Here is a 12,460-nt window from a genome sequence, read left to right as displayed (position 1 = left end):
GCACCCACGGCCCGGCGCGCCCGGTCTCGAACATGCGGAGCCCAGAGAGATACCCGCCGGCGTCGCGGGCGATCGCCATGCTGATCGGCGCCACCGAACGCTGTGTCACACCAGCGCGCCGCAGGATGCGACTGACCAGCACCCGCCCGAGCCGGCCGTTCCCGTCGCCGTAGGGGTGAATCGCCTCGAACTGCGCGTGCGCGATCGCCGAGCGTGACACCGCATCGAGGTCATCGTCGGCGTCTGCGAAGCGCACCAGGTCATCCATCAGACGCGGAATCTCCTCGGGCGGCGGGGGCATGTAGGCCGCATCGGAGGGCGAGGTGCCGCCGACCCATCCCAAGGCCGGCCTGAAGGTGCCGATCATCTCGGGGGGCAGGTCGCTGTTCCGCATCAACCGGTTGTGCCAGTCGTGCAGCATCGTGATGGTCAGCGTCTCGTGTGCGGTCTGCACGGAGCCGTCGATCACGGCAAGGTTGTCCGCCACCCACCCGGCCGCCCCGCCGAGTCCGATGCGCTCGGCGACGAGCACCGAGGTCACCGGTTCTCGCAGCCCTTCGATGCCCGACGACGCAATGCCCTCGTGGCGCATCAGCAGGCGTGCCAGCGCCTCCCACGTCGCAGGCAGCCGCTGATCAGCGAGCCGCAATGCCGCGACGGCCCGCTCGGCACTGCGAACATCCGGTGTCGACAGCGTCAAGTCGCGCCGAGACAGCGCGGCTGGAACCCATGCCGCGACCGTGCGACCGCGCCACTCGACGGCCGCTGACCGCCCTGCTGTTCCTTCCGCAATCGCCTCCATTACGGAAGGATACTAGGTGAACTCTCCGCAATGATCGGATCTACGGAAGGCTGCGGTCGGGGTGCGGCTCGATCGGTGCGGGCGGCATCACGGCGCCGTTGAGTAGCGCACGATCGCCGAGGGGGCCGGACAGCTCGACCGTCACCGGTGTGAACGGGTTGCCTGGGCAGGTGGCGCCGCCCGCGACCGGAATCACAGCCAATGCCACCAGCACTGCGTCGTCGGTCTCGATGACCTGCGGTCCCTGAAGGGCATCGCCCATCTCGCGCCCACTCGAGCAGTCAATCTCCTGCACGAGCAGGAAGATGCTGGTGCTGGCGGGCCTGGGCGGGGTGTTGGGATCGAGGTGGATTTCGACATGGGCGAGTCCGGGCGGGAGCGGGACACGGGCCTCGCACGGGCGGCCTCCGCTCCCGTAACCCGATAGCACCCACCGGTCGCCGGTCAGACGGAACGATGCACGCCCGGCAATCACGTTGCCCTCGATGATCGCAAAGGTGACTCTGTCGTCGTCGATGCGCATCACCGACCAGTCGCCAGCAGGCAAGGGTTCGGGACTGGGGGCTTCGATCTCCGCCCGGAGGACCTCCACGGCGGGATGATCGACGTCGTCGACCGAGAGCGGATCGACCAGCCGGGAATAGCGCACCTCCCCGATGCCCTGGCATTCCACCAGCGGGTCATTGGCGTTGACGAGCGGGATGATGTCGAGAGGACCGCCGGGCGGCTCGGGTGGGTAGAAGACATCGACGCAGACCATCGCTGCAGGCACCAGCTCGACGAGCCGGTCGAGCGTGGCGGCGGGCGGGTCGACGAAGCTGATCTCGACCCGGTTGAGCGACGCCGGGGCACCGAAACTGCTCAAGCCTTCAAGCTCGGCCGCGTTGGCATGAATCACTGCTCGGACCGCGTCGAGGTCGGCAGCGGAATGCTCAGCACGGACGACGTCGAAAGGCGTGCCTTCTGGCAGCAGGGCGGCGAGCGCCTGGCGATGGTCTTCGAGGTCATCGGTGAACGCAGCTACCAGCGCGCCGCCGTGTGCGCGATCGATCCACAGATCGGCGAACGACCCGTGCTGGTTGCCGTAAGAACGGATAATGCCAATCAGCCGGTCAGAGGGGTTCTGGGTGCCGGCCAAGTTGCCTTCGACCGCACTCTCGAGCCGAGGAATGTCATCACATGCGACAGGTTCGCCGGTCGACGAAACCGCGGCTGCCGCGCCCGGCGACGACTCACTCGATTCCGGCGACTCGCCCGTCACAGGAGCAACCGCCGTAGAAACCGTCGTCGAGTCGAGAGGAGTGCGCGTCCCGGCAGTCGAGACTTGACCGCCCTGGTCGGCAGAGCCGCATGCCGCAGCGACGAAGATCGCAACAGCTCCCAAGCCCCAAGCGCACAGCCGATGCCGCGCTGCCATGCCATTGAGCCGGCGTCGGCGTCGCACAAAGCGGTCAGTCACGGCAGGTCCTTGGCTCGCCGTATGTGGACCGCTCCCCAGGTGGCGTCGTAGCTGCACGATGGCGCATCCGGCCCATCATTGACTTCGTTTCCGATGGCGCCGACTTGGTCGCCAGTGACGAACGGGCCTCTGCCGAACACCGTCAGCTCTGCGGTCTGGGCGTCGTAGTGAGCACCCAATCGCGGCAGGTGCAGCAGACGCCGTTCAACCGAAGCTCTGGCACCCGCTTCGGCTCCGGCAGAGGGCACGACAAGCAGGTACGCGCACGGCGGCTCAAGAACGAGTGTGCCCACCCGCACATCGGCGTCGATCGACAGCGGGCCGTACTGGTGCTCGTACAACATCGCCTCAAAGGGAGGCGACGGCGCATAGCTGACAGCGTCGCTGATTCCCATGTCAGGCGACACGAGAGGCAACGCGCCGCGGATGGTCTGCTCAAGCTCACGCAAGCTCATCGCATTGGCGTCTCGCTGCATCGCCGACAGCGGTTCGTCGTCATCGGTGCCGGGCTGACGCGACAGGAGCGGATTCAGCAAGCCGTCGGGTGTTCCGATCAGGACGCCTTCGACCGAGGTCAAGAAGTAGCCGGTGTCCAACGCGGCCGCCGTCTTGGCTGCGGTGTCAGCATCGAGACGTTCGATCAGCGTCGATGGGTCGATGCCGCGAGACGCGAAATAGTCATCCTTCGCCTGCAGGAACAGCAGTGCAGGACGCGTGTCGCCCTTGATGACGAACGTCTCCTCAGGCAGGCTGCGGTCCTGCCATACCGAGACTTGGATCAGGCCGGCGCGATGGTGGCGGAACCCGCCCGCCACGACTAGCTCGACGCTCACACCCACATTCGCGTACGACAAGCCAATCGCGCGTAGAGCGTCCTGTGTGTCGGTCTCTCGCTGCGGCACGTAGATCGGGTCGTAGTCGATGAACTCAAGCCGACCGATGACGACCAAGGTGGAATCGCCGGCGATCTCCGCGACCGATTCCGCGCCATCGGCCCACGGCGCCTCGTCGACCATCAACGAGCGCCACGCCTTGACTGTCCAGGCAAGCCGCGCCTTGTCAGAGGATTCGAGCAGCTCATGGAAACTCGGCTGCGGGGTCAGCGTCAAACCGGTCGCGGCCCACACGGCGTCGAAATTGCAGTCAGCCGCGTCACCGGCCGGCGAGCCTTCCCCTCCGCCGGCTCCGACTTGATCACCGGTCACGAATGGGCCGTCATCCCACACCCATAGTTCACCTGCCTCCGGGTCGTAACCGGTGCCCGAGCGAGGAAGCTGCAGCAGGTAGCGCTCATAGCGCGGTTCGCTGCCAGCCTCGTCGCTGCCGATGTTCGAAACGACATACACGCACGGCGCCTCGACGACCAGCGTGCCCTCCAGCAATGCGTCATGGGAGGGATGCCCACGCTTGTGACCCCACATCGACACGAACTCGGCTGGCACGCCGCCAAGGGGTTCGTGTGCGCCCTGGGAGCGCTGGTCTTCCCGCAAAGTGATGACCTTGGGCGGGAGATAAGTGCCGTCGAGCAGTGCACGGTCGCCAAGGGGCCCGGACAGCTCGATCGTGACCCGGGCGGACGGGTTCCCAGGACAGCTGGCTCCGCCTGAGACCGGGATGACGGCAAACGCCACCAGCACCTCGTCGTCGGTCTCGACGATCTGCGGTCCTTGGAGGGCGTCACCCATCTCGCGGCCGTTAGCGCAATCCATCTCCTGCACCAATAGGTCCACGCTGGTGTCGTCTGGCTGGGGCAGCGAGCCGGCACCCACGCCAGGATCAAGATGCATCTCGACATGACCCAGACCCGGTGGAAGCGCGACTCGGGTATCGCAGGAGTAAGCGTTGCTGCTCCAGTCCCCGATGCGCCATCGGCCTCCGCCGTGGACGACGGTCACGTCGTTGATTCCGTCATCGCTGAACGCAGCGAATCTGACGGCATCGTCGCTGATGTCCATAACCCGGTAGTCGCCGGCTGGCAGCAGCCGGCCGGGCGGCGAGTCGAGCGCCGCTCGCAGCCGCTCAGTGGCGGGGTGGTCGACTTCGTCGAGGCGAGGCGGATCCATGAACCTCGAATACGGCATCGGTCCGAAACGCCCGCAGACCACCATCGGATCGTCAGTGGCGAGATCGGGAATCACCTCCAACGGTCCGCTCGGAGGCTCCGGGCTTCGATAGACCTCGGCACAGACCATGTGGGTGGGGGCGAGCTTCGCCATCTCGGCCAGCGCCCCAGGGGGCGGATCGGTGAACAGAAGCCGCACCCGGTTGCGCTTCGTGCCCAGGCCAACGCCTGTCAACCCGTACTCGGGCCCCATGAAACCGCCGAGCCGGTGGTGCACCGCCAACAGCTCCTGTTCTGAGAACTTGACCTGCACGACATCGAACTTCACACTCGATGGCACCAGTGCTGCTATCGCCGCCCGATGAGCCTCGACTTCGTCGGTGAAGGCGGTGACGATGAGTCCGCGCCGATCAGTGTCGAACCACTCCCCGCCGTGAGTCGCCGCGTGCTCTCGGCCGTAACGGCGGATGGTGGCCCGATACCGGGGGTCGGGGTCTCTGATCTGGTCGAGAACACCCTCGAGATTGCCCATCCCGCTCGGCTCGATTTCAGGAATGTCCTCGCACAGCTCGAGCCTGTTGGCTGCTGGCTCAAGGACGGTTGTCGAGTCAGGTTGCTTTTGGGAATCCGCTTCCTCGGCGGTGGGGCTGCACGCCGCAGCCGCGAGAATCGCAACAGTTGCCAGGGCTCGAGCGCAGGCCCGCAGCGGTGACTGTGCTGGCATGACATCGCGCCTAGTGGTCGGGGCGGAGCTGGATCGGCTCGGGCGGCACGAGGACGCCGTGGAGCAGTGCACGGTCGCCCAACGGCCGGGCCAACTCGACGGTCGCGTGAACGTCGGGGTTGTCGGGGCAGTTGGCCGCGCCGACGTATGGCACTACGGCGAAGGCCACCAGCACTTCGTGGTCGGTCTCGATGATCTGCGGCCCTCGCAGGGCATCTCCCATCTCGCGACCGCTGGTGCAGCCGGCTTCGGTCACCAGCAGCTGGATGCGGGTGTCGGCAGGGTCCGGCAGCGCCGCGGGATCGAGGTGGACGGCGACATGGCCGAGCCCGGGCGGCGGCACCACACGGTTCTCGCATCGGGTGGAGCTGAGGTCATTGCCGCCCCACCAGCAGTCGGTCGGTGGGTCACCGGCAGCGTTGAGGGGGATGATGTCGAGCGGACCGCTGGGCGGCTCGACGCTGTAGATGACCTCGAGGCAGATCATGTCCGCGGGCACGGTCTCAGCGAGCAGTTCGAGCGTGGCGTCCGTCGGGTCGACGAAGTCGAGCGACACCCGGTTCCGCACGGTCCAGATGCCGATGCCTTGTATTCCCTGGAGGCGCCCGATGGATGCCTGGAGGTCCAGGAGTGCTGCGTGGGAATGATCGACCTTGACCACGTCGAAGGGCGTGTCCGGCGGCAGCAGCGCTTCCAGCGCTTGGCGGTGGGCCTCGATGTTGCCGGTGAACGCCGCAACGATGGCCCCGCCGGGCGCCGCGCCATTCCACATGAAGCCGAACTCGTCGCTGTGCTTCGCCCCGTACTCCCCAACGGTGTCGAATATCGATGAGGGAAGGCTGTCGTAGGCCGGCCCGGGCCCGAACATGCTCTCGACATCGGGGATGTCATCGCACGCCGCGAACGCATCGATGGTGGGTGCGACGGTTGCCGGGGACGGTTGAGCGCTCTCTTCGGCGAGCGGCCCGGCGGTCGAAACCTGTTCGGGCCGGCTGGTCGAGCCGCACGCTGCGGCAGCGAGGACAGCAACGGCTCCCAAGGCCCGAGCACAGGCCCGCAGCCGCAACCGTCCTGCCATGCCGTCCGGCTTACTACGCGCTCCGAGGGGCAGACAGGCACAGCGCCCGATTGACACCGAGTTGCCGTCAACTCGACACCGCTCCGCCGAAGCCGGTTGGATGCAGCGTCGTGCCGGTGTTCTGACTGCTCGTGGCCCGGTCATGCCTACCCTTGCCGGAGTGCCGGTTCTGAGGTGGTCTGATCCGCTGCCGGGAAGGCCTAGGCGGGTCCTGGTGGCGGGTGCGGTGGCAGCGGGCAAGTCGACGCTCGCACGGCAGGTTTCCGCCGATTGGGGCCTGCCGTATGCGGAGATGGACGGCCTCTACCACGGTGCCAACTGGGAACCGAGACCGACGTTTCGCGACGATGTCATCGCCCTGGCCGCTTCTGATGAGTGGGTCACGGAGTGGCAGTACACCGTTGCCCGCCCGCTGCTGGCCGAACGCGCCGATCTCTTGGTCTTTCTCGACTTGCCGCGCTGGCTGGTGACCTGGCGGGTCATCCGGCGGACGCTGCGCCGGGTGCGGCACCGGACCGAGCTGTGGAACGGCCTGCGCGAGCCGCCCCTGCGAACGATCCTGACTGATCCCGACCACATCATCCGCTGGGCGATCCGGACTCGCCGCGAGCACGCACCCCGTGTCCGGGCACTGGCCGCGCAGCGCCCCGAACTCCCGATCGTCTGGCTGTCCTCACGTCGCGAACTCAAGAGATGGATCGGCACGTTGGCTGCACCGGCACCCGGCAGCTTCGACAGCGAAGGCTGAGCCGGCGCTCCTGCGTCTCGCAGCGGCGGCGTCGGCGAATTCTTGGGCCTTGCGAACGTATGCACGCACCTGCGCCGCTGACACTTGCCGAGTCCGCGCCGATCTAGGCATCGGCCATGTCCCGAAGCTCCTGAAGGGACGTACCGAAGATGGCTACGCCATCACGGGCGATTTCCTCCCACAACTGCCCTCCGTCAGACAGCTTCCCGACGGCCGCGGTCAGGCCGATGTCGATCACTTCGATGTCGTTCCCCGTTGTCGCCGCGGCGTTCTCGCGCCATCGGTCGATCCCTGCGGTCCACGCATCATCGTCAGGATCTACCTCGTCGGGGCGCACGAAGACGACATCGATATCGCTTGTCCGGTCGGCTTCGCGGCGAGCGAATGACCCGAAGATGATCACGCTCGCAGGCGGCCGTGGCAGCTCCGCCGCAGCGGTGCCGAGTCGCTCGAGCACGTTGTCCCGGAGTCGAGCGAGTTCAACGACGAGTCGAGCGGCCTCGTTCTCTCGATTGAGACAGAACAGCGACGACGGCGGAACCTCTCGTCGTTCCACCAAGCCAAGATCCACGAGGCCGGGAATGACGCGCGACGCTTGTGAGGCGCTGACGCCAGCCAGCCGAGCCACAGTGCGAAGGTTGAGTTCGGCGGAGGTCTCTGCAAGCACAGCCAGCACTTGTCCTTGCGCCCCTGGGATCACAGAACTCACCGGATGCACGAAATCCATGCGGGCACCCTAACCAGATAGTGAGCAAAAATGCAACGATTGTTGTATTTTTGATAGATATCGGACCTCGAGATGGTCGGAGCACCGGCGGCGGCCGTGACGGCGTTGCGGGTGGGGCTGGGCGCGGCGGGCAGACTGCGGCGGTGCGGGTGCTGTGGCGGGGCGTGACGTTGGCGTGCCCGGCTTGTGGTGGTCGCGGGCTGTTTCGGCGGTGGAGGATGTTCGACATTCGGGAGCGCTGCCCGAGCTGCGGTCTGAAGTTCGCACGCATGGAGGGTCACTGGCTGGGTGCTGTGGCGGTGAACACGGTCGTCAGCGCTGCGGTGGTGCTGGGGACCGTCATCGCAGCGATGCTGGTCTGGGGCACTGATGTGAGCGGCGTGCTGCTGCTGGTGCTGGCCTTGCCGGTCGGCGTGGCGACGCCGGTGCTGTTCGACCCGGTGTCACGCACCTTGTGGACGGCCATCGACGCGCTCATGAGGCCGCCGCAGCCGAGCGACTTCGACTGACCGGCGCCGGCGCACCGTCCGAACCCATCGACGACTGGCGGGTGGGTCGGGCAGCATCGGGACGGCTCAGGCGTCGGCTTGCGCGGTCACTGCGGCCGCAGGCGCGGGTGTAGGTTCCGCTCGGTGACGCGCTCGGGACGACGCCCGAACATCCTGATCGTGATGGCGGATCAGCTGGCGCCCCACTTCACCGGCGCCTACGGCCATCCGGTGGTGCGGACCCCGTCGCTGGATGCGCTCGCCGGGCGGGGCGTCCGCTTCGATGCCGCGTACTGCAACTTCCCGCTGTGCGCGCCGTCGAGGTTCTCGATGCTGTCGGGCCAGATGCCGGCGTCGATCGGGGCGTGGGACAACGGCGCCGAGTTCGCGGCGTCGGTGCCGACGCTGACGCACTACCTGCGACTGCTGGGCTACCGCACGACGCTGTCGGGAAAGATGCACTTCATCGGCCCCGACCAGCTCCACGGCTTCGAGGAGCGCCTGACCACCGATATCTACCCCTCGGGGTTTGCGCTGACGCCCGACTGGGAGGCGGCGGGGGTGCCGCCGAGCGACTGGTACACCGTGGCCAGCCTGTCCGAAGCGGGCCCGGTGGTGACCAACTACCAGCACGACTTCGACGAGGAGGCCGGGTTCGCCGCGGTGCGGCACCTGTACGACCTGGCCCGGGCAACCGACGACGAGCGGCCGTTCTTCCTGGTGGCGTCGTTCACCCATCCCCACGATCCCTACGAGGCCCGCCAGCGGTGGTGGGACCTGTACGACCACGACGACGTCGACCTGCCCGACCCGATCGCTCCCGGCGCGGTCGATCCGCACACCCGGCGGCTGTGGCGTGGCATCGGAGCCGAAGGCGTCGGCGCCACCCCCGAGCAGTGCCGCAGCGCCCGCCACGGCTACTACGCCAACACCAGCTACTTCGACTCGTGGGTCGGGCGCCTGGTGGAGGTGCTGGACGAGACCGGACGAACCGACGACACGGTCGTGATCGTCATCAGCGACCACGGCGACATGCTGGGCGACCGCGGCACGTTCTTCAAGATGTGCTTCTTCGAGCGGGCGGCGCGGGTGCCGTTCGTGATGGCCGGTCCAGGGGTGGCCAACCGTGCTGTGCCCGACGTGTGCTCGCTGGTGGATCTGCTGCCGACGCTGCTCGACATTGCGACCGATGGGCGAGGTGACGGCGGCGGTGGCGACGGCTGGCCCGAGATGAGCACACCGCCCGCGGGGCGCAGTCTGTGGGAGCTGGCGTCGAGCGGCGGGGCCGGCGCAGGCGACAACAGCGGGGGCGGCAACAGCGACGGCGGGGGCAGCAGTGGCGGCGGCACCAACGGCAACCGCAGCGACAGCAGCGACGCCGCTGGCGAGGCGTTCGGCGAGTACACATCGGTGCTGACCACCCAGCCGATGTTCATGATCCGCCGGGGACGCCACAAGTGGATCCACTGCGAAGGCGACCCGCCCCTGCTGTACGACCTGGTCGACGATCCGCTCGAGCACAACAACTTGGCGGCCGATCCCGCCTACGCCGAACTGGCCGCAGCCTTCGCCGTAGAGACCGCCCAACGCTGGGACAGCGCCGCCCTGCGCGACCAAGTTCTGGCGTCGCAGCGCTCCCGGCGCGTCGTCAGCGCCGCGACACACGCCGCGGGAACCCCGTGGTGGGACTACAGCCCCCAGCGCAACGTCGCCGCCGAGTACGTCCGCGACGGCATGAACTGGCTCCACACCAGCCGCGGCAGCCGCATCCCCACCCCCCGCTGAGCGCCGGGCCGAAGCGACCCAGCCGCACGAGCCTCGCCCGCCGAATCCGCGGACACAGCAGCCTCAGGCGCTCCGTGTCTCTCCTGTCCGGCGGAGGAAGGCGTCGTAGGGATCAGCCTCGTCTTCCTGGTCGATGATGGCCTTCTCCTTGGGAAGCCCGTCGAGCACCTCGTCGACGAAGGTCACCAGGGCTTCCTCGTTCTCGATCTGCCGACCGGCGGCCCGGGAGAGCGCATTGCGGTGCTCGATGAACTCGTAGATGAGCTGGGCGTCGTCGAGCCGGTCCCGGTACCGGGCCGGGATCGCCGCGATGACCGGTTCGTAGCGCTCTGACAGCCACCGGTATGCCTTCACGGCCTCAGGCAACGCCCCGCCGGCTTGGTGCTCGAGCGACAGGCCATAGGCGTCGAGTGCGTTGAGCAGCGTGCGGGCTTGGTTCTCCTGCACTTCGAGCCCGGTCAGCTTTCGCAGACGCAGGTGAGCGTGCCCTTCCTCGACCACGACCGGCCGGATTCTCAGCCGGGAACCGTCGGAGGATCGCACCACCGACAGCTCCTCCACATCGAATCCCATCGCGTTCAGGCGCTGGATTCGCTCATTGATACGCCAGCGTTCGTCCGCGGAGATCTCGTCTTCTCGTGTCAGTTCGGCCCAGACGCGGTGGTACCGGTCGACGAGGTCGTCGGTGATCTCGACCGGGTCGACGTCGTCCTCGAGCAGCCCGCCGGCGATGGCGTCGTACAGGCCCCCCGTGATGTTCTCGACCCCGACGGCGAGGTCGTGCGCCCGCAGCGAATCGGTCAGCGCCGGGCGGCACTCTGCGGTCTCGGCGTCGACCAGGTACGCCATCAGGGCACCGGCGTCGCGCCGGAACAGGATGTTCGCCAGCGAGATGTCGCCCCAGTACACGCCTTCGAGGTGCAGCCGGGTGAACAGCACCACGGCCGCATCGAGGAGCCGGTCGCGCAGCAGCGAGGGCGACGTCGTGCGGAACAGGTACTGGTAGGGAAGGGCGAAGTCCAAGAAGCGGGTGATCAGGACCGAGTCGAGCTCCGAGCCGTCGGCGGCACGGCGCCCGCTCACCACCCCGACGGCGCGCACCGCCGGGAGCCGCTCGTCCTCGAGCTGGCGCAGCACGCGGTACTCGTGCTCGGCCAACGCCTGGGAGGTCTCCTTGAGGGCATAGACCCGGCCGTCGTACTGCACCATCCGCACGATGTGGCGGCTGAGCCCCCGCCGCACCCGGATCAGCCGCTCGGTGACGTCGTGCCACTGCTCAAGCGGCCGATCCCACGGCAGGTCCAGATAGTCGGGATGCTCCTGCCGGGTGAGGATCGAAAGCCCCGACTCAGCCCCGGCTTGAGATGCGGTCATCACAAGCGCAAGTCAACCAACGCATCGACTCACCGGTCGCGGCCATCGTCGGCGCCGAGGATCTCGGCCACCAGTTCGTCCTCGGTCAGACCTGTTTCTTCGAGCACGTCGGCAACGAGAACGTCCAACCTCTCAAGCGCTTGTGCGCCAGCGTGGAACTCGGCGCGATGAGTCGAGGCCAGGTCTCGTGCGTCTTCGGTCGTGTTGTGCTCCGTCATGGCACTTGGCTACCCGATGAGGTCGCTGGCGCGGAACTGAATTTCCTGCCAACCGATGATTGCGACGGCTGGCAGCGCGACAGCATCAAGGCCATGCGCGAAGAAGCACCCCGAGCGATCGAAGACCTCTAGTCGTCAGCAGCAGCGATCTCGCGGACGAGGCTGGTGCCGGCGCCGGGCTGGCTCTCCCACTCCCATTCCTCGTGCAGCTCGAGCGGCCCGTCGTCTGACACGACGATGCGGCTGCGGCAGTGCCCGTTGGCTGTCGTCCCGCCCGTCGTCAGATGCGAATAGCGGAAGTCCAGATCGTCGCCGTCGCGCCGCCCGACGAGATGACCGAGCCGCACCGTGCCGCCCTGGTAGCGCGCCCACACGACTCCGTCGGCTTCCTCGTGGTACTCGAAGCGCGTCTCTGACCCCACGTCGCCCCCAGGATCGTTGGCAACGCCGACAAAGACCCGCCCGTCGAGACTGGGTGCCGAACTCATGAGCGCCAGTCAACCAGCGCGCCGCGCCCGCAATGTCGCCGCCCGACAGCGCACAGGAGCGGGAGGGGCCGGTGGCTAGGTTGTCTGCCGTGAAGCCGGGCTATTGGCGAGTGCTCGCCAGGATGCTGAAGAAGCACCCGCAGCATCGCAGCCGGGCCGAATGGTGGGCGTTCAGGTCCACGTGGGCGATCCCCTCACTCTTCTTGATATTTCCCGAGTACTGGTTCCCCGGAGGCCCGTTCGCCGCAATCGCCGCCACGGCCGCATGCTTCGTGCTGATTCCCTTCTTCGGGGCATGGTGGCTGCACAAGGGACGCGATCGGTACCCGCTCAGCGCGATCGCTGTTGAACGCAACCAGGCACGCGCTGACCGCAGGCAACGGCGCCATGAGCGGCGAGTCGAAAAATGGCGGGTGACACCGTCCATCTGACGGCTCGTCGCTTCTGGTCGAGCGGCGCAGGGGTTCTAACTGTGGCCTTCGTTGATGAGCTCTTCAGTTGTCTTGG

At 67.4% G+C, this 12,460-nt stretch carries 12 protein-coding genes; 4 read left to right on the top strand and 8 right to left on the bottom strand.

Annotation, left to right across the window (positions count from 1 at the left end; translation table 11 throughout):
- From VI480_RS05690 to VI480_RS05675, 4 genes are all read right to left on the bottom strand, one after another.
- Window positions 1-802: Fic family protein (locus VI480_RS05690; RefSeq protein ID WP_323671855.1), on the bottom strand; the 802-nt coding region annotated here is incomplete at its 3' end.
- A gap of 40 nt (window positions 803-842) precedes the next feature.
- Window positions 843-2,261, bottom strand: coding sequence for a hypothetical protein (locus VI480_RS05685; protein WP_323671854.1), 1,419 nt, complete (start codon window positions 2,259-2,261; stop codon window positions 843-845).
- Window positions 2,258-5,047, bottom strand: coding sequence for a hypothetical protein (locus tag VI480_RS05680; protein WP_323671853.1), 2,790 nt, complete (start codon window positions 5,045-5,047; stop codon window positions 2,258-2,260). Before VI480_RS05680 ends, VI480_RS05685 begins: the two co-directional genes overlap by 4 nt.
- A gap of 10 nt (window positions 5,048-5,057) precedes the next feature.
- On the bottom strand, window positions 5,058-6,125 hold the full coding sequence (locus tag VI480_RS05675; RefSeq protein WP_323671852.1) for a hypothetical protein: 1,068 nt from the start codon (window positions 6,123-6,125) through the stop codon (window positions 5,058-5,060).
- Window positions 6,126-6,339: 214 nt separating this feature from the next.
- Here VI480_RS05675 and VI480_RS05670 point away from each other — a divergent pair, with 214 nt between their 5' ends.
- Window positions 6,340-6,873 (top strand): hypothetical protein, encoded by a 534-nt coding sequence (locus VI480_RS05670; RefSeq protein WP_323671851.1) that lies wholly within the window; start codon window positions 6,340-6,342, stop codon window positions 6,871-6,873.
- Window positions 6,874-6,976: 103 nt separating this feature from the next.
- Here VI480_RS05670 and VI480_RS05665 read toward each other — a convergent pair whose 3' ends face one another.
- Complete coding sequence (locus VI480_RS05665; protein WP_323671850.1) at window positions 6,977-7,600, bottom strand: helix-turn-helix domain-containing protein; 624 nt, start codon at window positions 7,598-7,600, stop codon at window positions 6,977-6,979.
- A 218-nt stretch (window positions 7,601-7,818) separates the two neighbouring features.
- On the opposite strand from VI480_RS05665, the gene VI480_RS05660 reads away from it, so the two are divergent.
- Complete coding sequence (locus tag VI480_RS05660) at window positions 7,819-8,109, top strand: DUF983 domain-containing protein (protein WP_323671849.1); 291 nt, start codon at window positions 7,819-7,821, stop codon at window positions 8,107-8,109.
- A gap of 123 nt (window positions 8,110-8,232) precedes the next feature.
- Window positions 8,233-9,873 carry a choline-sulfatase gene (gene betC, locus VI480_RS05655; protein ID WP_323671848.1) on the top strand — a complete coding sequence of 547 codons (1,641 nt, stop codon included), beginning with the start codon at window positions 8,233-8,235 and terminating at the stop codon, window positions 9,871-9,873.
- Between the two features lie 63 nt (window positions 9,874-9,936).
- On the opposite strand, the gene VI480_RS05650 is transcribed toward betC, so the two are convergent.
- From VI480_RS05650 to VI480_RS05640, 3 genes are all read right to left on the bottom strand, one after another.
- Window positions 9,937-11,247, bottom strand: a complete 1,311-nt coding sequence (locus VI480_RS05650; RefSeq protein ID WP_323671847.1) for a DUF4032 domain-containing protein — start codon at window positions 11,245-11,247, stop codon at window positions 9,937-9,939.
- Window positions 11,248-11,276: 29 nt separating this feature from the next.
- Window positions 11,277-11,465 carry a hypothetical protein gene (locus VI480_RS05645; protein WP_323671846.1) on the bottom strand — a complete coding sequence of 63 codons (189 nt, stop codon included), beginning with the start codon at window positions 11,463-11,465 and terminating at the stop codon, window positions 11,277-11,279.
- A gap of 128 nt (window positions 11,466-11,593) precedes the next feature.
- Window positions 11,594-11,953 (bottom strand): hypothetical protein, encoded by a 360-nt coding sequence (locus VI480_RS05640; RefSeq protein WP_323671845.1) that lies wholly within the window; start codon window positions 11,951-11,953, stop codon window positions 11,594-11,596.
- Between the two features lie 89 nt (window positions 11,954-12,042).
- On the opposite strand from VI480_RS05640, the gene VI480_RS05635 reads away from it, so the two are divergent.
- Window positions 12,043-12,384: a hypothetical protein gene (locus VI480_RS05635; RefSeq protein ID WP_323671844.1), complete on the top strand. Its 342-nt coding sequence runs from the start codon at window positions 12,043-12,045 to the stop codon at window positions 12,382-12,384.
- The last annotated feature ends 76 nt before the right edge of the window (window positions 12,385-12,460 follow it).

It is taken from the genome of Candidatus Poriferisodalis multihospitum (assembly GCF_028283155.1).
In the GTDB taxonomy this organism is placed as follows: Bacteria; Actinomycetota; Acidimicrobiia; order Acidimicrobiales; family Poriferisodalaceae; genus Poriferisodalis; species Poriferisodalis multihospitum.
This window is presented reverse-complemented; position numbering and strand designations above follow the sequence as displayed.